The following is a 21,187-nucleotide window of genomic DNA, read 5'->3' as shown; positions in this document are numbered from 1 at the left end:
ACGTCATCGGAACACAATCAAGTCGAGAAGAACAGAGTCCGTTCGAACTACCCGGATACTTTCGGCAGATTCCAGTGAAACAGGATCGCCGCCATCCTCAGCAGGAAACATGCCGACGCCGCGGCCACTCCTACCGCGATCCGGGGCAAATTGAGCTTCAGTCCTATCACCAGTACGGCAGCCCCCAGCAAGGCGGCCGTTGCATAGACGTCCGCTCGCAGCACGGCCGGCACCTGGGCCAGCAATACATCTCGAACCGTCCCACCACCCACTCCGGTAATGCCACCCATCACGATCGCCATGGCCGGATGGATGCCGTACTCGAGCGCCTTGCCCGCTCCCGAGATGGCGAACAACGCCAATCCTGCCGCGTCGAGAGTGAGCATGAGCATCACCGGAATCTCCTGAACGAGTTGATGAAAGAAGAAGGCCGTCGCCGCGCCTGCCAGCGCGATCGCGCCATAGCGCCAGTCGCGAATCGCCGACGGCGGGGTCGCTCCGATCAACAAGTCGCGAAGGATGCCTCCGCCCACCGCCGTGGCAAAGGCTAGTACCACCATCCCGAGAAAATCGAGATTTCCATGGATCGCTGCAATTGCCCCTTCCAATGCAAACAGCAGCGTGCCTGCAAAGTCTACCGTCGACAGCAAAGCATCAACTGTTGTCTTCACAATTCTCCGAACATGATTGGAAACCAATCTCTGATGCTGACCCTTCCAAAATCGGCTACGATGCACAAGTAACCTGTATCGTAACTCAGCACTGCAACGAAGCTGTCATCGAAGGACTGGCGGGATCTGGAAACCGAATCGCTTCAGGTCTTTTCCCTTAGAAGGAATCTCCATGACGGGTTCCCCGCACCTCATCGTAGCCCTGCTTCTGAGTTAAAGCGATCGATATGCTAAGCCTCTATCAAAGACTGGTCCTCGGTTGCTTCGTCCTGCTGGTGATTGTCTTCGGCATGACTTTATTCGTTCGAGCTTCCCTGCGCCGGGTGGCGGCCACGGACGTGATGCTGTCGAGCGCCGATCAGGCAACGGCGATGCTGACTGGCCTCGAGAGTGCGCTTGCCCGCGAACAACTGTTGGCTGCCGAGTTCGAAGCGGAGCCCGGCCCCACCTCCGTCGCCCCGCTCATGGCGCAAATGCAGCAGACCGAGCGCCAGATCAAAGCGACCGCTCTATTGGTAGCTGACCCATCGCTGAACGCCTTTCAGCAACAGCATAGCCGGCTGTCCACTCAGGTTGGGCATGCCGTCTCTCCTGACCAGCTACGGGCGATGGCCTCCTCCCAGTTGCGTCTCCGTCTGGCCGCGCTCGACCAGGGGCTGCAGCAACTTATGGCCACTCAATCCGCCAAGCAACTCGCTGCGCAGCAGACGGCCATCCGCGAACGAACTTTACTCAGCCGCCACATGCTCACGGTCGTAGAAGTCTCTTCGCTTCTGGCGCTGATCGTCGCTCCTTTGATCGTCTATAGCGTCATTGCGCCTCTGCATGAGGTGGCGCAGAGCGCGCAACTCATCGGCAAAGGGGACCTGCAGGCAAGAATCGAATGGCGGTCCCATGACGATCTCGGCATCATCGCCACCGAGGTGAACCGCCTGGCCGTGCGCATGCGCGATCTGCGCGAAACCGAAAGCGGACGCCGCCAAATGGAGCATCAACTTAGCGATGCCGTGCTCCAGTCCATCTTCGAACCGATCATCGTCACCGACGGCAAGGGTCAGCTGCTCAAGCTCAACCAGGCCGCCATCGAGCTGCTAGGCGAGGTGGCCGGCGATCGCATGGCGCTCACCAACACCCCCGGAGGCGACAAGATTCTAAAAGCAGTCCGCGACGCCGTCTCCATGCAGCGCGCCATAACCAATGAAGGCGAGGCTGCGCTGCTTCCGATGCGGATCGGCGAGGCCCAGCGAAGCTATCGCCTGCGCACCACACCCATGCGCGATGAGGACGGCAAGCTGCTCGGGGCGGTCACCGTCCTCGAGGACGTAACCCAGATGCAGGAGGTCGACCGCTTCAAGACCCGCTTCATCTCCGTCGCCTCGCAAAAACTTCGTGATCCGCTGCAGCGAATTCGTCTTAGCCTCTATACCCTTTCCAAAGGATTCGGTGGAGAATTAAAACCCTTACAGGCCGACCTTCTTCAGGGCGCCGAAGAGGAAGCCGAAGCGCTCAACGACTTGATGGCCGACCTGATCGAGGTCGCCGAACTCGACACCGGACGCCGCGAGCTTAAGATTGAGCGCCTCCGTCCTCTCGACATCCTGCAGGATGCTCACGATCGCTTTATCGATGAGGCCCAGGCAAAGCAGATTGAGATCGAGATCCGGGCTTTCTCCGATCTGTCTCATGTGAATGCTGACCGCCGCGCCTTGCGCAGCATTCTGGACAATCTCCTCAGCAATGCGATTCGCTACACGCCCCCGGGCGGTTCGATTCTGCTGCGCGCCGAGGAAATCAAGGACCGCGTCCAGTTCTTTGTGCGCGACACCGGACGCGGCATCGAGACTGAAAGGCTCCCTATGATCTTCGGCCGCTTCGACACCTCTGGCGGAACCGGGGAAGGAACCGGTCTCGGATTGGCATTAGTTCGCCGTCTTGTCGAATCCCTGGGCGGTCAGGTCGCCGTCGAGAGCCGGCTAGGGTCAGGGACGACTTTTAGCTTTACGGTTCCCATGGCGACCGTCCAAGCGTCCCGTCATCCGGTTGAGGTGGGCTAATGGCCGATCTACGTTCCGATCAGTCGCCTCCAGAGCCGCAGCCGCTCATCCTCGATCCACCCGAAACCTCGCCGCCTGAACGGGCTAAACTACGTGTTTATATCGGGGCCGCTCCCGGAGTCGGCAAAACCTACCAGATGCTCGAAACCGCGCACCTGCTCCGCAAGCAGGGCGTCGACATTGTGATCGGCCTCATTGAAACTCATGGCCGCGCCGATACCGCGGCATTGATCCATGACCTGGAGATCATCCCCGAGAAACAAATCCCTTATCGCTCGGTGGTGCTCCGCGAAATGGACATCGATGCGATCCTGAAGCGTCATCCGCATACCGTCATCGTGGACGAGCTGGCCCACACCAACGTGCCCGGCTCTCGGAATCGCAAACGGTATGAGGACGTCCTCGAACTGCTCGACGCGGGCATCAACGTCATGACCGCCGTCAATGTTCAGCATCTCGAGACCCTGAACGACGCCGTCGCCCGCTCTGCCAGCACCGTCATCCGCGAAACCGTCCCCGACAGTCTGCTGAAACGGGCTGACGAGGTCGTGAACGTCGACGTCACCGTGGATGAACTCCGCGACCGTTTGCGCCAGGGCAAGATCTACGCGCCCGAGAAAATTGAGCAGTCGCTCGCCAACTTCTTTCGCAAGGGCAATCTCAACATGCTCCGCGAACTTGCCCTGCGCACTACCGCTGAGCAAGTGGGGACCGCAGCGTCGGAATACCGCCGAACCCAGGGCCTCGAGCAGGCCCCCATGCCCGAGAAGGTCATGGTCTGCCTGTCGGAACGCGCAGGAACCGAGCGTCTGCTAAGGGTGGGCGCCCGCATCGCCGGACGCCTGGCAACCAACTGGTATGCCGTCTACGTTGAGCCTCCGAATAAGGACAACCAGCATAACGACCCAGAGGCCTTCGAGCGCATGGAGGAATATCTCAAACTCGCCCGCGATCTAGGCGCGAAGACCATACTGCTCAAGAGCAAGCGAGTTGCCGACGCTCTGATAGCCTTCGCCCAGCAAGAGAATATCTCGCACGTCGTCTTCGGGCAATCGGCCCGCTCCCGTTTCGACATCCTGCTGCGCGGTTCGGTGCTCAACCGCTTTCTGTCGGAAGTACGCGATGTCACTGTCCAGGTAGTCCCCATGAGCAAGACCAAGCGCTAGAGCTCCGGCTTGATCAATTTCTCGCAGGCTTTCTTGAGTGGCATCTTTGATCGCCTTTTTAACATTCCTGGTTCATCGTGCGAAATTGAGTTGCGTCGCAAAGAGGAACGCCGCCACTTGCGCTGCGAGCGTCCGGCTGCGATGATCGCAATTTCATCGTGGAGATCCTCTGAATGCGTCAGCAACTCCTGCTCTTGCTCGCTTTGGCCGCCAGTACTTGCTTCTCCTTCGCGCAAAAACCCGCCTGGCAACCCCCACCCGGATTGACTACGCTACCGCTCTGGCCGCACGGAGCACCCGGAGCGCCCGCGAACACCCCGCCAGAGGTCGACACCACCACCGCCAAGGACAAGCTCATCGCCGGAAGGCCAATCATCCATCTCGGGAATGTGTCCGTGCCCACCCTCACCGTCTATCCCCCGAAGGGTCAGAACACCGGGGTCGGCATCGTCGTCTTTCCCGGCGGCGGCTATAAAATTCTCGCCATCGATCTGGAAGGCACCGAGGTCTGCGATTGGCTGAACGCCACCGGAATCACCTGCCTCCTGGTCAAGTACCGCGTTCCCGACACCGGCCCCTACCCCAAATCGGACGCTGCCCTCCAAGATGCTCAGCGGGCTGTCGGACTTGTTCGGGAACACGCCGGCGAATGGCACATCAATCCCAACAAGATCGGCGTTCTCGGCTTCTCTGCCGGGGCGCACTTGTCCGCAGCCGTCAGTACCCATTTCGAAAAGCGCCTCTACCCGTCCGTCGATTCAGCCGACGCCCTCAGCTGCCGCCCCGACTTTGCCGTCATTGTTTATCCCGGCTACCTCGCACTGTCTGAAAAGAATTTCAAGCACAACCCGAAGATCAATCCGACCAGCCAGACTCCGCCAACCTTCATCGTGCAGGCAGAAGACGATCCCGTGCACGTCGAAAATGCAACCGTTTATTTCCTTCAACTGAAGAAGGCCAACGTTCCCGCCGAGCTCCACATCTACGCGCAAGGCGGTCACGGCTACGGCCTCCGCAAGACCGAGCTGCCGGTCACCACCTGGCCGCAGAGCGTAGAGGTTTGGCTGCACACCATCCACATTCTTCCCGCTGCCGCACCATAGTTTTCAACCGTGCGTGCTCACACGGACGACGGACGATCGTTTGCGCAACGCACCCTCTTTCGGAAATTCAAACTATTCTGCCAATACGAGAAGTGGTCTACCCTGGCTTGTAACGATCGACTCGATCGCGATGCCCACCACGAAGGGATACGCACCGTCCCCGAATGAATTCATCCTGGCAACAGACCTACACCTTACTCGGTCAAGGGCTCCCGCTCTCTGCTGCGATCGCTTCCGTGCCGATCGTGACGTTGCTGTTTTTGCTTGGCGTGAAGCGCAAGCCTGCCTGGCTGGCGGCCCTTTGCGCGTTAGGCATCACTGTCGTTTTAGCGGCGGCCGGCTACAAGATGCCACCTCGATTGATCTTGAGTGCGGCGGCCTACGGCGCGGCCTTTGGACTTTTCCCCATCTCGTGGATCGTACTGTGGGCGATCGTGCTCTATCAGGTCACAGTAGCTTCAGGCAGATTTGAGGTCATCCATTCGTCTCTAGGCTCCCTGACTACCGATCTACGCTTGCAGGCTTTGCTGGTCGCCTTTGCATTCGGCGCCTTCGTAGAAGGCGCAACGGGTTTTGGGACACCAGTGGCGGTCGCTTCAGCGATGTTGGTCGGCTTTGGATTCAACCCATTCTATGCCGCCGCGGTTTGCCTTTTAGCGAACACCGTACCGGTTGCCTTCGGTTCCATCGGCATTCCGGTCGTAACCCTCGCCGGGATCACCGGGTTGCCGCTTGGTCCGTTGAGCGCGGCAGTGGGTCGACTATGTGCGCCATTGTCAATGATTCTCCCTGGATATCTGATCGTGACCATGGTCGGCTGGCGGCGCATGCAGGAAGTTTGGCCGGCGGTGGCGCTCGCGGGCGGAGTCTTCGGAGTTGTGCAATTTCTGATGTCGAACTATGTCAGCCCGCAGCTTACGGACATCGTCAGTTCGCTCTCCGCGATCCTGGCTCTTCTCGTCCTCTTGCGGTTCTGGCGGCCGCGTCATCTGTTGGAAGCGGGAGATCCCTCGGCTGCTGCTTTTGTCGAGCTTCGGGGCAGCGCCAGCTACGCGGACCGGCGCAAATATCGCACCGGCGAGGTCCTTAGCGCATGGATGCCTTATGCCCTGCTGGTCCTCTTCGTCCTGTTATGGGGTTTCAAGCCGGTTCAAGGGCTGCTCAATTCGGTGACTATCAACCTTCCGTGGCCATGGCTGCACAATGTCGTCCAGCGCATGCCGCCGGTGGTGGCCGTGCCGCTCCACTATGCCGCCCTCTATCAGGTCAACTGGCTATCGGCAGCGGGAACGGCTTGTATGTTTGCGGCCCTGGTCTCGGTCTTGCTCGTGAGATTGTCGCTCCGGGTCTTTCTACGAATTCTTCGAGATGTCATCAGGCAGCTGTTTTTGCCGACAGTGACGGTTGCGTGCGTCCTCTCGCTGGCCTTCGTGATGAATTACTGTGGAGCGACGGCGACCTTGGGGCTCGCTTTTGCCGGATCAGGCGCTCTCTTCCCCTTCTTCAGCCCGCTTCTTGGATGGTTAGGCGTATTCCTCACTGGCTCCGACACCTCGGCGAACGCCCTCTTCGGCAATCTGCAAGTCATGACTGCCAGTCGTCTGGGATTCGACCCCTTGTTGATGGCGGCCGCGAACTCGGCCGGCGGCGTGATGGGCAAGATGATCAGCCTGCAAACCATCGCCGTTGCCGCAGCGGCAACCGGGATGTCGGTTCCCGATCAGGCCAGGTTGTTTCGCTTTACCTTACGGCACAGCATCCTGTTGACAACAATGGTGGGTCTAGAAGTCCTGCTCTACGCCTACGCGTTCACGCGCCACTAAGCCTTAACTCGCTCTGAAGCGGCTTAATGAACAAGTTGGCTACCTCGATTTCCCTGGATTCGCGCGGACTGGGAGTCGTTTTCAGGAACCAAACAAGCTAACAGGCACTTACCATGGCCTTAAGACAGCCTTAAGCCGCGCGGAGCATACTGGAAACTAATCCACAAGTGCTGCGACCGATGGGTAGTCTCGGCACTCTCGCTCCGCATAGGGACACTTCGGTGTCCCATCTCTTTGGGACGGCTCCCAAGTAGGCGACCCGATTTGACTTGTTAGCCCGCTGAACGACTCTGCATCCGGGCGAATCCGATAAGCAAAAAAAAGATCCGATAGACTGACTTCACGGAGTCTCTTTTGCCTACGAGTTTCTGGTCGGGTCCGACTTCTCCAGAGAAATCGACGAACAAGCCAACAGCGGAAACATTCACACCCGGCACTTCCACAAGTCGCTGGATATTGCTGATTCTCAGCTTGATCGCGACGCTGCCTATCTGGATCGCGAATTATCCGCCAATGACAGACCTGCCTCAGCACGCGGCCCAGGTCGCGCTGCTGGGTGACTTGCATGACCCGCGCTTCGGCTATGGCGCACTTTACACGGTCAACTGGTTCACTCCCTACCTGCTTGGTTATTTGCTTATCTACATCGTCACTCCGGTCGTGGGTGCTGTCGCCGCCTGCAAGCTGGTGGTTTCGATCTTTATCGTCGGCTTTCCGCTGGCTTCGGCTCTGCTGCTCGACGCGCTGGAGATCGATCCCTTCTGGGCGATTCTATGCATTCCCGGCACCTATGGATTCGCCTACCAATGGGGCTTTCTCAATTTTCTGGTGGCGGCCCCGTTAGGAATTCTCTTCTTTTGGCTTGTCGTGCGATCTCCCGCCAGGGCCAACTGGCGCACTGCTGCGCTCTTCGCGGCCTCGGCGGTCGGCTTGTTCTTTTGTCATGCCCTGGTATGCGCGTTTTTTGGGTTGTGCGCGGCAACATGGCTGCTCGTTGAGGCTCGTTCTCTCCGAGCTGCAATGATGCGTGCTCTGCCGCTGGCTGCGGTCTTGCCGGTTGCAGCTCTCTGGATGAAAACAGTGCTCGGTCATCCAGCCGCCCGGCGCCCGATCATCTGGGACCTGGACTGGTGGAATACGGTTGAACCCTACTACACCTCGCTGAGCGAAGAGCTGCATCTTGCCGGCGCAAGTTGGGGACGACTCAATGGATTCTTCCCGCGCCTCTTTGGTGTGGCGCCTTCGTGGCACTACGTTCTGCCAGGCGTGCTTCTCTTTCTCCTGCCTTTCTTCGGAGGAATGTGCTTCGGCAAAAGGCCCGGGGCGTGGATGTCGTTTTTCATCTGCGTGGGGGTCCTGCTCTCCTGTCCACACGCCGCGGTGGGAACTGAATTTGTCTATCAGCGGTTCACGATGTTTGCGGTCCCTTTTTTTCTTCTTCTGCTTCGTCCCACTCCCATCTCGCGAAAGAAGGCGTTGGCTGCTCGATCGGTCGCCGTCGTGCTGGTCGTGGGATTCGTGTATCTGGCCTCAATGCGGGCCGTTGTCTTCTCCCGCCAGGCCCAAGGATTTCAACAAGCCCTCACGTATATGGAGCCGGGTCAACGCGTTCTTTCCCTGGCCTTCGATCACGCCGACGGCGTTTCCATCGCCCCGGTCTTTCTCCACTTTCCCCAATGGTATGCGGCGCAAAAACGAGGCGTCGTCGATCCCAGTGCCGCCATGATGCATCCGGAATTGGTGGTCTATCGCGCCGGCGAGACTCCCAAAGCCGTGCTGTGGGATTTTGAATGGAACCCGGAAGAGTTCAACTGGAACGAGTACTCGAGGGAACAATACCGCTACTTCGTGGTGCGGTCTGCTGACAACCGCGGTGCGGCATTGTTTGCACAGGCGCCTTGCCCGATCGCTCTTCGCTTTCACCAGGACGAATGGTGGCTCTATGAACGTCCCTCGAACTGTAACGTTGCCCTTACGCAGAGGGTCATATCAGCTTCTCAATGATGAATCGGGGCCGCGACTTGGTCTCCGAATAGATCTTTGCCAGATACTGGCCGATGACCCCCATGCAAAGCAGCTGAATACCACCCAGCATGTAAAGTGGGATCACCGTCGACGCCCACCCGGGAACGGCAGATGGGTTGAAGATCCGAATCCACAGCGCCCAGGTAGCCATCGCGAAGCTGACCAGAGAGATCACCAGTCCAAGGATGGTGATGATCTTGAGCGGCACATCGGAGAACGAGGTAATGCCCTCGATCGCCAGCGCGAGCATCTTCGAGAATGGGTATTTCGATACCCCGGCAAAGCGTTCCTGGCGATCGTAGTAGACGAGCGCCGACTGGAAGCCTAGCTGGGGGATCAATCCCCTGAGAAAAATATTTGTCTCTTTGTACTCCCTCAAGGCTTCAATCACCGGGCGACTGAGCAAACGATAGTCGGCATGGTTAAAGATGAGGTTGACGCCAATGGCCCGCAAAATGGAATAGTAGGCCTCGGCGGTAACTCGCTTGACGGAGGTGTCCATCTGCCGCAGACGCCTCACACCATAGACGATCTCGGCTCCGCTTGCATACCCGCTCAGCATGCTCTTGGTGGCTGTCAGATCATCCTGCAAATCAGCATCGATGCTGATGACAACGTCTCCCGGCGCATGGAGCAAACCAGCAAGGAGAGCTCGCTGATGGCCATAGTTCCTCGAAAGCTTGATTCCGTGCACCCGTTCATTCGATGCAGCTAGAGATTGAATGAACTGCCAGGTGCCATCCTCGGAGCCATCGTCGACGAAATAGAGGCTGCCCTCCTCAATCAACCCTGATTCACTCAAATCATCCAGCAAAAGAAGCAGGCGGCGCGAGGTCTCCGGCAAGACTTCCTCCTCGTTATAGCAGGGGAGGACTATCGCGAGCTTTGGCGGAGGATGGCCTCTCTCTTGACGGATCGGCTCTGCTGGCATGTGCCATTCGTCAGAAGTCTCGGGACGATCAACCACAACACACTCCAAAAATGAGGAAGGTCAGCGTTGCCCCCTCACCATGCGGGAAAGAAGAATCGAGCGATGCTTGAGGATCGCGAGATGCGAAAGCCACGATACGGGAAGCCCTGCCAGTATGGCCGTTCGCATTCTGTAAAGTGGGCTGCAAACATTTGCGATAGGTTCGTTGTCTGGGACTCGCGATTGGGAGACTTCGACCGGAAGAGTGCCGTGACGGCTCGCAGCGACATACAACATCACGTTGTGGCGATACCAAATCTCTACCTCTTTCGCACGACGCAACAAAGGACGAAGAAAGTCATAGGGCATATAGCCATGCTCAGCGAATAAAGCTCGCCAGAATTCATAGGGACGTTCATTGATATGGTTCTCGCCGCCCTGCCCAGGGATGGCCGCTGAAAACAAGATGCAGTCGCCGTGTCTTACCAGATTTGCGACCAGGGTGCCGCTCGCAGCGGTCTCGATATGCTCGCCGACCTCGAGGCACTGCACCAGAGCAAACCGTTCCATAAGATCGAATGGCAGACTTATATCGCGGGCGATAAACGTCTCCTGCGGAACGAGCAAGTCGGCTGCCTTCACGTAGTCTCCGTCCACGCCAAGACAAGGTTGAACGCCGAGCTTCCTGTATTCGCTCAGCCAGGCGCCCGCCCCGCAACCGACATCGAGAAGACTTGAAGTGCCCAGCCGGTCAACGACCAAAGGCGCGATCACCCGCGCAGAACGCACGGCTCCGTCTTGGATATACCGGTAGAAGGTCCCATCGTAGGCATAATTCGCGCTTGGATCGTTAGGCGCTGTCGAGGCGGGCGGTTTTGTTTCTGGTGGGCTACTGCGCGAAGCATTCATACTCATTGAAAGGACCGGCGGCTCGTCCTATCCTAAATGCGCGATGGGGTCGAGTCCATGAACGCACTGGAGGAGGTCACCAATGATTACGACTCGATTGTTTCGAGTTCACTTCGTCTCTGTTCCCTGCGCCGCCTGGCCCGGGCCTCCCACCTGCTGGAGCGCGGGCAGCCGCTGCTCGACTGGCGGCAACGGGGGAAATGCGGCATGCGGCTCGGCCTGGTACCAGTAAGCGACAGAATAAAAGTTGTCGGAGCGGTGATTTGCGTGGCCATGCTCCATAGTTGCCTTGAAAGATTTGGTGAATGGAATTGGGGAATCGAGATGGAAACGATAGAAACTCGAACGACTGCCGGCCAAGTCCTGTTCCAGGATCGGAGCGCCATAAAGCGCGAAGGAGAAGGGTTCGCCTCCGAAGCCCCAGGCACCTAGAAAGTAGTCCTCGGCCCCAGTGCCCGAGATCGAGGGGGTTTTCGCGCCGTCGATGAAAAACATGTCGTCGCCTTCTCCCCACCAGCCATCCTGGTTCTGCAGCACTGACATTGTCACCCCCACAAACTGACCGTGACCCTCGGCTTCCATCCAGACATAGTTGTCCGCTCCGTCTAAGTTGGGTTTGTTATTCACGAGTACCTCCCCATTCTCCTTCCAGGCGCTGGTCCAGCCATGGTTCGGCTGTGCCTGTCGATATTGTGCGTGGAAGTACACGGTGTCCGCGGGCAGTTTCTCGATCTGAGTTCGATAGTCGATGTTGTAGTAGAGATTCGATATGGGGCGGGTGCCTTCATTCGTAACTGTGATCCGGGCGTGATGCCGGAACGGCATGGGAAAGAAGCAGTTCAGCGCTTTCACACTGCCGACCGATAACATCTCCGACTCCCAATCCTTATAGATCCCAAGTCCCAGTCCGAAGAAGTCTCCAATGGGCGTCTCCAGGCTTGGAGTATCTTCTCCGTCCCAATACGCGCGTAAAACAATCCGTTTGAGATGGTAGGACTCGGCGTCTGAGATCGTGAACCAGATATGCGAAATGATGCCGGGGCCATCTGTCTCCAGCACAGTAACCGCTGCTCCAGGAGCGACCACGCGATAATCCGCGTTACCCCCGGTCGGATCGGAACTCGACGCTCGATGGAGAGTATAGGTCTGCTGGCGAGTCAGATCCGGCTGCCAACTGTGTGCCTGAGCAAATGCTAAGTTCGCACTGACTGCCAATAAGAAGAACGCCGCCAACCGCTTCATGGCCTACCTCATGAACTCTCGACTATAACTGTCACTAAGGCATTCATGGTCTCATCGATTGAATTTTCTGAAACCACGGCGGTCAGATCATATGCTGCCGGTGCAATGAACGGCGATCAAGGTGAGATCATCTTCCCTTCCGCGTCCGTTCGCCTGATCGCCATAGTTGGCCACTTCAGCCATCAGGCCGTCCACGAACTCGTCTGCGGCGAGGTCCTTGCTCCGCTCCATAAACACTTTCAAACCGCCCGTACCGAACTCTACGCGCGCTGCGTTGGTCGTTTCCAGTATCCCGTCAGTGTAGAGGACGGCCCAATCTCCCGAGCCGAGCGGGACTTCGATCGAAGTATAGGCGGCGCCAGGGAACGCGCCCAGGATCAATCCGTTCTCTTCGAACTCGCTGGTGCATCCCGCCGCCTGCGACCTCACCATCAATGGTGGATGGCCCGCACCAGCGTACTGCAGAACTTTGTTCTCAGTATCGATAAAGACGTAAGCCGCCGTGACGAAGTGGCCTTGGAATTTCCCGTAGAGAGCTTGATTCAACCCCAACAGGACGGCTGCCGGATCAGCGGCGACCGGTCTTTGCGCGGCAAGCGCAATCTTCAACATGGAAGAGATGAGCGCCGACGGCATGCCGTGGCCCGAGACGTCCGCGACCAGAATGCCTAGACGCTTTTCATCGACGACGATAAAGTCATAAAAATCGCCGGCGACCTCGGTCATCGGTAGATAGCGGGCGGCGACATCCAATCCGTCAATGACAGGCATCTTTCGCGGCAGAATGGAAAGCTGAATCTGCCGAGCGGTCTCAAGCTCCGCTTTGATGGTCGACAACTGCCGGGCCAGCTGCTCGCGTATACCCCGGAGCACAAGGTGCGTCTGAACTCTGGCCTTAACTACCGCTGGCGAAAAAGGTTTATGGATGTAGTCGACTCCGCCTACATCAAAGCCTCTGGTTTCGTCTTCAATTTCGGTTTGGCCGGTGAGGAAAATTACCGGGATGTCATTGGTGACGGGTGAGGCTTTAAGCCTGGTACAGACCTCAAAGCCGTCCAGTCCGGGCATGATGACATCGAGCAAGACCAGATCGGGCAACGGTTCACTCGCCGCCAATTCCAAGGCTCGAGTCCCATTGGTGGCGACCCGCACCTGGTAATCCTCCTTGAGAATGGATAACGCGATTTGTATGTTCGCCGGTGTGTCATCGACCAGCAGAATGACTTTTCTTGATTCCGCGTTCATTGGGCCACCTGATGAATCGACGCATACTTCGCGGAGATTCTGCTCAGCCGCGCAAGAGCAGCGTCAAAATCAAATTCCCGAATGGCGGCCCCGATAGGCTCGAGTTCAGCCTCTTCAGCCTGCCCGGCTAACGCGCCTTGTAGTGCGGCAAATGCTTCTTCGGCATCAGCATCACTCGATTCAAGCAATTCTGTCAGCCGCACGATCGCGGCGTTGACAGCTACCGGATCAAAGGCCTGGATCACCGCAGCAGCCGGCTTCGTGGGTTCGGTTCTGCCCAGGGCCTTCTTGATCGACTCGGTCTGCAACTGCAGTAGTGACGCAAACTCCTTCAACTTGGCTGGAGTTGGAGTCTGATTGTCACGGAGAGATTTTTCAAGCTCTGCCGCCGCAGCCTGCGCCTTGAGGATGCCGAGATTTCCTGCCACTCCCTTGACGGTGTGGGCGATTCGCTCAGCCGACTGGCGGTCTCCGGTCTCAAGCGCCTGGATAATCTGATCGGCCGCATTTCCCTGCTTCTCCGCGAACTGAGCGAGTAGATCACGATAAAGGCGCTTATTGCCGGCAACTCGCTTCAGCCCCCCCGAAGCATCCACATCTTGAATATCCGGGACAAGCAGACCATCCGCAGGAGCGTTCGATGTTTCTGCACCTGGAGCAGATTTCCCATGAAGCGGCTTCGTCCAGCGCGCCAGCGTGGCAAACAGCACATCTGGATCGATCGGTTTGGAGACGTGATCATTCATGCCCGCATCGACACAACGCTGGCGTTCCTCGACCAGGGCATGCGCGGTCATGGCAATGATCGGCAGCTTTTGCAGTCCGGCTTCAGCCCGAATGAGTTTGGTCGCGGTGATGCCGTCCATAACCGGCATCTGCAGGTCCATGAACACAACATCGAAGGGAGGAGGAGAACCCCCCTTGGTCAAGATCCTGACGGCCTCCGCACCCTGATTGGCAATCGTCACCTTTGCCCCCGCGCTCTCAAGTAGTTCGGTCGCGATCTGTTGGTTCATCTCGTTGTCCTCGACAAGCAGAATGCGGACTCCACTGGCGTCTTCCGAGGGTAGAGCGGCCTTGGCTGCGATCGCTTGCTCTTCCCCATCGACGGCGACCGAAAACATGTCCATCAGACTGTCGTATAGAAGCGACGGACTGACCGGCTTGAGCAGGTAATTGTCGACCCCGATCTCCTCTGCCTGCGCGCGTATATCATCGCGCCCAAACGCAGTGACCATGGCGATTCTCGGGATATGCTGCAGGCGGTTTCCACGCTTGATGATGCGACTGGTTTCGACGCCATCCATTCCTGGCATGTGCCAGTCCATTAGAACGAGTTGATAGGGATCCTTTGCATCCGCGTCTGCCAACTCCCGAATCGCTTCCTCGCCTGACCCCACCGATTGCGCTCTCAATGCGAACACCTTGAGGTTTTCCGTGAGTATCTCGCGGGCCGGCCCATTGTCGTCGACGACTAATGCGCGAAGACCGGCAAGGCTCGGGATGAATCGTTTTCGCTCAACAGCCAGTCCGACCCCGAACCACGCAGTGAAATGAAAGGTGCTGCCAACCCCGGCCTCGCTTTCCGCCCAGATGTTGCCGCCCATCAGCTCGACCAGGCGCTTGGAGATCGAGAGACCGAGGCCGGTTCCTCCATACTTGCGGGTGGTCGACGTGTCCGCTTGAGAGAAGGCCTGGAACAGGCGCGAGCTCTGCTCCGGAGTCATGCCGATACCGCTGTCGCGCACAGAGAATTTCAGCTTGACCCGTTCTGCCTCCTGCTCCTCCAATCCAACGCTGACAACTACCTCTCCGGCTTCCGTGAATTTCACGGCATTGTTCACCAGGTTGATCAGTATCTGCCCCAGCCGAAGCGGATCGCCAACCAGGTTAGGCGGAAGGTCATGCGGCGCGGAGATCAGAAACTCCAGGTTCTTTTCCTGGGCCTTCTGACTGACGATCGAGGACAAGTTATCCAGCACCGTTTCCAGCTTGAAGTCGGTCGTCTCCATATCCATCTTGCCGGCTTCGATCTTCGAGAAATCGAGAATGTCGTTGATGATGCCGAGAAGCGCCTGGGCGGCGGACTTGATCTTAGTGAGGTAGTCTGCCTGTTTCTTGCTTAGATCCGTTTTTAGAGCGAGGTAAGTCAGACCGATAATCGCGTTCATCGGAGTACGGATCTCGTGACTCATATTGGCAAGAAAATCAGACTTGGTTTTTGTGGCCGCCTCTGCGATTTCCTTCGCCTCGCGAATCTCCGCCTCCGCCTGCTTGCGCTCGGTGATGTCCTTGACATTGGTCACCAACATCTGGCGATCCATGTATTCGGCTAGATAAACAGTGATCTCGACATCAAAGCTTCGATCATCCTTCGTGTGATGGACTGACTCCCAGGTGGTGGAGTGAGTATGGCGCAGATTTTCTAGCAGGTTAGCAAGCCTCTCGTCAGTGACGTCGGGATTGATGTCCCGAATTGTCATGCCGAGCAACTCCTCTCGTTTGAATCCCAGGGTGCGACAAGCAGCATCGTTGGCATATTCGAGACCGCCTCCCGCGGGATTGATCCAGAAGACGCCGTCGGCCGCATTATCTACGGCATATTGAGTGAACTCCAGCCGCTTTTCGGCCGCTCGCCGCGAAGTAATGTCGCGGTAAGCGACAACGCAGCCAACTACGGCGCCATTACGGCTGATGGGGGTAGCCGTATACTCGACCGGGAAAGTGCTGCCATCCTTGCGCCATAGCACCTCATCGCTGACGACGCGGGTCTTTCCATCGATAGTGGTCTGGTGCATCGCGCAATCTTCAAACGGAAATGCGGAGCCGTCGGGATGGGCGTAATGAACCAGCGCGTGCATTTGCTTGCCGCTTAACTCTTCTGGCTCGTAGCCCAACATCGCGGCCCCGGCGGGGTTGATGAACGTTAGCTCGCCGCGAGTATTGATGCCGCAGATGCCCTCACTGACGGAACCCAGGATCAAGCGGGAACGCTCTTCGGCAGCCGCTACCGTGGCCGCCTGGATCTGAGTCTGTTCAAGCAATTTCCTCGTCCCAATCACGCCGATCAGAATTTCCGTGTTTAAACCGACGGTCGGCAACAATGCATCGAGCAGCGCCTTCTGCCGTGAGGACAACGCGTTGACCGGCGCGAGTTCAAGAACGGCCGTAACATCACCATGCGTGATGACGGGAACGAAGATGAGATGCTGCGGGATGACGGTGCTGGTGCCCGCTAGAATCTCGATGCGATTATCGGCGGTTGCGGTGATTTCGAGCGGCCTTCGTTCGGCTGCGGCCTGCCCGACCAGACCCTCTCCGAGAGAAAAAGACTTGGCTGAGTCCTTGGCGTCGATGGCGAATCCGCCAGTCAGCGTAAAGCGAGTATGGGCCTCATCCGCGAGATAGAAAGCACCGTAGAGCAGTTCGATGGACTTCGATATCCGCGATAACAACGTTGCGGCAAAGGCTTCAAAGCTCTCCGAGGATTGCAATTGCCCGGTCGTCGCCGCGACCTCGGCCTTGACCCAACCTTGGATGTGGCGCTCTCGAGCTGAAGATTGCAAGGTGTGAAGAGCCCGGCTCATCTCGCCAATCTCATCGGGGCGATCGAGATTGGGTATCAGATGGTCGCATCGTTCTTCGGCAACATCAAGGATGCGGACCCGGAACGACTCCAGCAGATCGACGACCTCATGCTGAATAATATGCAGAGCAAACGAGAACGAAGCCAATAGCGCCAGTCCGATCACGACCCAGGTGATCAGGATCGTGCGGTGCATGCGGTCAGTGAGAGCATCGGACCGTTGGTCGATTGACTCGTCAATGCGATCGACAAGGCCGGCCAGCTCTTGCCGCACGCGATCGAGCTTTGGATCGACGCTTCCTCTCATCAGCTCCGCGGCACGTCCTTTGTCGCCGGCTAAGCTCGCCGCTCGTACCTGCCGCGAGCTCGACAGTGCCTGGCTGAAAATCGATGCAATGACATCGATCGAAGGAGTGCGGTCCGGGCTGTTGCTCATCGCCTGACTGATCGCGATGCGAAAATCGGCGGCAACCGTCTCCGCATTCGCGTCGATCTCGCGCACGCTCCCCAGATCGGCGGTCACTATCTCCTCATACAGAAGTTGACCATAGCGATTGTTGAGGGACCGGGCGACCGTTAAGCTGCGCAGGGCCTTGACGTCCTTGCCAAGCAGAGAGGTATACCAGCTGTCCGCCCGTTGCATCTCGGTCGATGAGTAAGCGACCGCTGCGATGACCATTGCCACCAGCGGCAGCAATGCTATCAGCAGCCTGCCGCGAATCCTTAACCTGGCTAACATACCTGTCTCCACTGCCGAACGCTGGCTTGCTATAGCAAACTCTAGTCCTCTTTAAAAGCGATCGCGAGCAATGTTATATCATCCCGCTGCCCCCCTCCGCGCGGGAACCCGGACCATCGAAACACCTCGTCGATTAGTGAATCGGCAAATTCGTCCGCTCCGGCCGCCTCCTGGCGATCCAGGAACTGCAGAAAGCGGGCCGTGCCAAATTCCTGTTCCTCGGAATTCTTCGCCTCCGGAAGGCCATCCGTGTAAAGCACGCAGCGGTCTCCCTGCGAGATTTGCAGTTCAACGGCAGTATAGGTCTGATCGGGAAATTGGCCGAGCGGCAAGCCGTTCTCTTCGATCGCCCGGGCGCCCGGTTCCGACTTGCGGCTCACCACCAGCGGAGGGTGGGCCGCGCCAGCATACCTCAGCAGGCGCTGCTCCATGTCGAGGAAAACATAAGCCGCCGTCACAAATTGACGGTCGAAGTTTCCGCAGAGCGCCTGGTTGATTCCAGCCAGCACCCTGGCTGGATCAGCAGCATGGGGCTGCTGTTCGGCCAAAGCAATACGCAGCATCGAGGCAATCAGAGCGGCCGGAGGACCGTGTCCGGAAACATCCGCCACCAGCACGCCAAGTTGTCTCTCATTCACCCGAATAAAGTCGTAGAAGTCTCCGGAGACCGATGCCATGGCCAGGTAGCGGGCCGCCAAATCCACCCCAACGATTGCAGGGAGGCTTTGCGGAAGAATGGAGAGCTGGATCTGACGGGCCATCTCCATTTCATCGTTGATGGCATGTAACTGGCTGGCTAACTCTTCCCGGGAGTCGCGCAGCATGAGATGCGTTCTCACTCGCGCTTTCACAATCGCAGGAGAAAAGGGCTTGCGAATATAATCGACGGCGCCCAACTCAAGACCTTTGGTCTCGTCTTCGATGTCGGTAAGGCCGGTGAGAAAGATTACCGGGATATCACGCGTCTCCGGAGAGGCTTTCATAAAGGCGCATACTTCATAACCATCCATCTCCGGCATCTGGACGTCCAGCAGGACCAGGTCGGGCTTTGGATCGCGCCTGATTAAATCCAGCGCCTTCACGCCTCCAGTGGCAATGCGAAGCTTATAGTCATCCTTGAGAATGGATTGCACTATCTGGATATTGGCCGGTGCATCATCGACGACAAGGACAACCTTCTTCTGCTCAGCGTCCATGGAGGATCACTTGACGGGATGGGCAGCAAAATACTGGTCGAGGCCGGCTGCCAACTCACTCGCTGCCATTTGGACATTCTTATCGAGCGCCGCGACGACGTCAGGCATGGTCTTCGCGGCGACCGGTTCATCGTGGTTGTAGTAGTGCTTCCACACCACGTCTCCAGTCTTCATATTTCGCATTTCGAGTTCCATCGTCACTCGCGCCACGATGGCATTGGGCGAATCTACCTCTTTGAAATCGTAAAGATGGCCTCGCAAGGAATAGTCGGCTACTTCCTTGCTCTCCGGGGTATAGACGCCCTTATAGCGACCGGATGCACGTAACTCCCGGAGGAAGATCTGCTGGATCATAAGCGGCGGAACCTCGACCCATCGCTGGTATTCATAGGTGCCCATCTGCTGAGCGTTAATAGCATAGACAACGTGGTCATCTAAGTAGATCTCTGAAGTCAGCAAGCGTCCCACCACGATCGTGACAGGTGTGGCAGGCTGCGTCATCTCAGGGGCGCCCCCTGCCGGCACGGTCAGCTGGTAGTACTTGATCGGCTCGGTTTTGCCGCAGCCCCCGAGAAGTCCTAGCCCGGACCCTACCAGCAAAGGCACCAGCACGACGCCCACAACACGGTTTACCACTCCGCTTTTCTTCGTTGCGGATCGATCCGCATACCACTGACTACTTAGTCTCTTGACGATCATTTCAGGTCTCCTGGCTTGTGATCGTGGGGATTACTTGAGCGGATGATCGAGGACGGCCGATCTTTGATCGTGTCAGTGAAGTCGTTCAAGTTCTGCGTGAGATGGCGAATGTTATCCAGCGTCTCGTCGATGTTATCGGAGTTCACATCAAGCGTTTGATCCAGCCGATGAGCTATTCCGTTCAGGGTGTTCAACGATTGCCGCAGCTCCAGGATGGCTTGGTGCACCTCTGGACCATTCTGGTTGATCAGAGCGTCCGCGTCACCGATCGTCTTGTTCGCCTGATCGGAGGTGTTTTGCAGGTTCTGCAGCAGCGGTCCGAGCCTCTGGCTGGCGGCATTCAGGTTCTGGATGGTCGCCTTCACCTGCTCACGATTCTCCGCGATCAAGCTTCGCGTGCCGGCGATCGTTGCCGACAGGTTAGCCCGGTTCTGATCATTGAGCAGGTCATTCACTCGACTGATAGTCACTTTTAATTCCGAACTGCGGTCGTTAAGCGTCTGCAAAAGTCGCTGGGCATCGGGAGCGATGGCGTTGATCTTGGCGGTGAGCGCATTGAAATCCACGTAATCGTCGGCCATTAACAAGGACCCAGGAGGAGCAAGACCGGCGCTTTGACTGCCTGGCACAATCTCGAGATGGTTATCGCCAAGTGGACTCAAGCTCTCAATCTTGACCCGGCTGTCCGTCTTTACCGGAGTTCCGGCTCTCACGCTGAAACTCACATCTATGAGAGTTGGATCTTGAGGATCGATCTGCACCCGCTCCACGCGCCCTTCTTTCGGTCCGCCCGAGTAACGCACCGGCGCTCCTTCTTCAAGGCCGCCGGCGAAGGGGAACTTCGCTCGATAAGTCGGTGCGGACCGGCTAAATGCGCCGGTGAGTGCGAAAACTGAAGTCAGCAGCAGTCCAACGGCGACAATGACGAATAAGCCGACAAATGCCTGCTCTCGTTTTCCATCCATTTACGCACCTCTCTTCTTGTCCGTCTTACGGTCCGCGGTCAACATCTGCAGATAATCCATCTCTCCTGAGACCGCCGGCTCGGGAACGCGATCAAGGAACTGGCGCACGCGCGGATGCGTGCTCGCCCGCATCTCATCGGCGCTGCCAATCGCAACTACACTTCCCTTGTCGACCAGGACCATTCGGTCGGCGATCAAAAAGGCGCTGGCTAATTCATGGGTCACGACAATGATGGTCATGTGAAACGCTCGCTTGAGTTCGAGGATCAATTGATCGACACCGGCGGCAATGATAGGATCCAGACCGGCTGAGGGTTCATCGAAGAACAATATCTCCGGATCCATGGCCAATGCCCTGGCGACCGCAGCCCGCTTTTTCATACCCCCGCTAAGCTCCGCCGGCATATAGTCCTCAAAGCCGGCCAGGCCTACCTGATCCAGCTTGAGGCGAAGAATGATATCGATGGTGGAGTCTTCAAGCTCGGTGTGCTCTCGTAGCGGCAGGGCCACATTCTCGCCGACCGTCAAAGAGCCGAACAGAGCCGAACCTTGAAATGACATACCGATCTTCTTGCGAATCTCATCCATTTCGCTATGCGAGATCGCCGCGATGTTTTTTCCGCGCAGCCATATCTCGCCGGAAGAGGGCTTCTGCAGGCCTACCAGCGTTCGCAGCAGCGTGCTCTTCCCGGATCCGGAGCCGCCGAGGATCACCATCGTCTCGCCACGCACAACATCGAAGCTGATGCCGTGGAGGATCTCTCTATCGCCGTAGCTGACGTGAAGATCCCGCAGAGAAATCATCACCTCCGACTGAGATCCGGCATTGTCGTTCTGCTCCATATAACTTTTCC

15 protein-coding genes are annotated in these 21,187 nt (G+C 57.6%); 5 read left to right on the top strand and 10 right to left on the bottom strand.

Annotated features, from left to right (window positions below; genetic code table 11):
* Window positions 1–47: 47 nt before the first annotated feature.
* The gene (locus tag ACPOL_RS24190) at window positions 48–671 is read right to left on the bottom strand and encodes a trimeric intracellular cation channel family protein (protein ID WP_114209327.1); all 624 of its coding nucleotides are present in this window, start codon (window positions 669–671) and stop codon (window positions 48–50) included.
* Window positions 672–898: 227 nt separating this feature from the next.
* On the opposite strand from ACPOL_RS24190, the gene ACPOL_RS24185 reads away from it, so the two are divergent.
* From ACPOL_RS24185 to ACPOL_RS24165, 5 genes are all read left to right on the top strand, one after another.
* Window positions 899–2,725 (top strand): sensor histidine kinase, encoded by a 1,827-nt coding sequence (locus ACPOL_RS24185; RefSeq protein WP_201758950.1) that lies wholly within the window; start codon window positions 899–901, stop codon window positions 2,723–2,725.
* Window positions 2,725–3,891 (top strand): universal stress protein, encoded by a 1,167-nt coding sequence (locus ACPOL_RS24180; RefSeq protein ID WP_114209326.1) that lies wholly within the window; start codon window positions 2,725–2,727, stop codon window positions 3,889–3,891. Before ACPOL_RS24185 ends, ACPOL_RS24180 begins: the two co-directional genes overlap by 1 nt.
* A 173-nt stretch (window positions 3,892–4,064) precedes the next feature.
* Window positions 4,065–4,994 carry an alpha/beta hydrolase gene (locus tag ACPOL_RS24175; protein ID WP_114209325.1) on the top strand — a complete coding sequence of 310 codons (930 nt, stop codon included), beginning with the start codon at window positions 4,065–4,067 and terminating at the stop codon, window positions 4,992–4,994.
* 164 nt (window positions 4,995–5,158) lie between these two features.
* Window positions 5,159–6,817 carry an L-lactate permease gene (locus tag ACPOL_RS24170; RefSeq protein WP_114209324.1) on the top strand — a complete coding sequence of 553 codons (1,659 nt, stop codon included), beginning with the start codon at window positions 5,159–5,161 and terminating at the stop codon, window positions 6,815–6,817.
* Window positions 6,818–7,171: 354 nt separating this feature from the next.
* A complete protein-coding gene (locus ACPOL_RS24165; RefSeq protein WP_150133120.1) occupies window positions 7,172–8,821 on the top strand; it encodes a hypothetical protein in 1,650 nt (549 codons plus the stop codon).
* On the opposite strand, the gene ACPOL_RS24160 is transcribed toward ACPOL_RS24165, so the two are convergent.
* The 9 genes from ACPOL_RS24160 to ACPOL_RS24120 all read right to left on the bottom strand — a co-directional run bounded on the left by ACPOL_RS24160 (window position 8,802) and on the right by ACPOL_RS24120 (window position 21,176).
* Window positions 8,802–9,773: a glycosyltransferase family 2 protein gene (locus ACPOL_RS24160; protein ID WP_114211020.1), complete on the bottom strand. Its 972-nt coding sequence runs from the start codon at window positions 9,771–9,773 to the stop codon at window positions 8,802–8,804. The genes ACPOL_RS24165 and ACPOL_RS24160 overlap by 20 nt on opposite strands.
* A 60-nt stretch (window positions 9,774–9,833) precedes the next feature.
* A complete protein-coding gene (locus ACPOL_RS24155; RefSeq protein WP_201758948.1) occupies window positions 9,834–10,667 on the bottom strand; it encodes a methyltransferase domain-containing protein in 834 nt (277 codons plus the stop codon).
* Window positions 10,668–10,769: 102 nt separating this feature from the next.
* A complete protein-coding gene (locus tag ACPOL_RS24150; protein WP_114209322.1) occupies window positions 10,770–11,903 on the bottom strand; it encodes a glycoside hydrolase family 172 protein in 1,134 nt (377 codons plus the stop codon).
* Between the two features lie 87 nt (window positions 11,904–11,990).
* Entirely contained in the window at window positions 11,991–13,148 is a 1,158-nt protein-coding gene (locus ACPOL_RS24145; RefSeq protein WP_114209321.1) for a PP2C family protein-serine/threonine phosphatase, read from the bottom strand.
* Window positions 13,145–17,473, bottom strand: a complete 4,329-nt coding sequence (locus ACPOL_RS24140) for a response regulator (RefSeq protein WP_114209320.1) — start codon at window positions 17,471–17,473, stop codon at window positions 13,145–13,147. The genes ACPOL_RS24145 and ACPOL_RS24140 overlap by 4 nt, the downstream gene beginning before the upstream one ends.
* Before the next feature lie 41 nt (window positions 17,474–17,514).
* Entirely contained in the window at window positions 17,515–18,669 is a 1,155-nt protein-coding gene (locus ACPOL_RS24135; protein WP_114209319.1) for a PP2C family protein-serine/threonine phosphatase, read from the bottom strand.
* 6 nt (window positions 18,670–18,675) lie between these two features.
* Entirely contained in the window at window positions 18,676–19,368 is a 693-nt protein-coding gene (locus tag ACPOL_RS24130) for an ABC-type transport auxiliary lipoprotein family protein (RefSeq protein WP_114209318.1), read from the bottom strand.
* Complete coding sequence (locus ACPOL_RS24125; RefSeq protein WP_114209317.1) at window positions 19,365–20,333, bottom strand: MlaD family protein; 969 nt, start codon at window positions 20,331–20,333, stop codon at window positions 19,365–19,367. The genes ACPOL_RS24130 and ACPOL_RS24125 overlap by 4 nt, the downstream gene beginning before the upstream one ends.
* Window positions 20,334–21,176 (bottom strand): ABC transporter ATP-binding protein, encoded by an 843-nt coding sequence (locus ACPOL_RS24120; protein ID WP_201758947.1) that lies wholly within the window; start codon window positions 21,174–21,176, stop codon window positions 20,334–20,336.
* Between the last annotated feature and the right edge of the window lie 11 nt (window positions 21,177–21,187).

It is taken from the genome of Acidisarcina polymorpha (assembly GCF_003330725.1).
GTDB classification, from domain to species: Bacteria; Acidobacteriota; Terriglobia; order Terriglobales; family Acidobacteriaceae; genus Acidisarcina; species Acidisarcina polymorpha.
The sequence above is the reverse complement of the archived record's forward strand: the minus strand, read 5'-3'. Positions and strand labels throughout refer to the sequence as shown.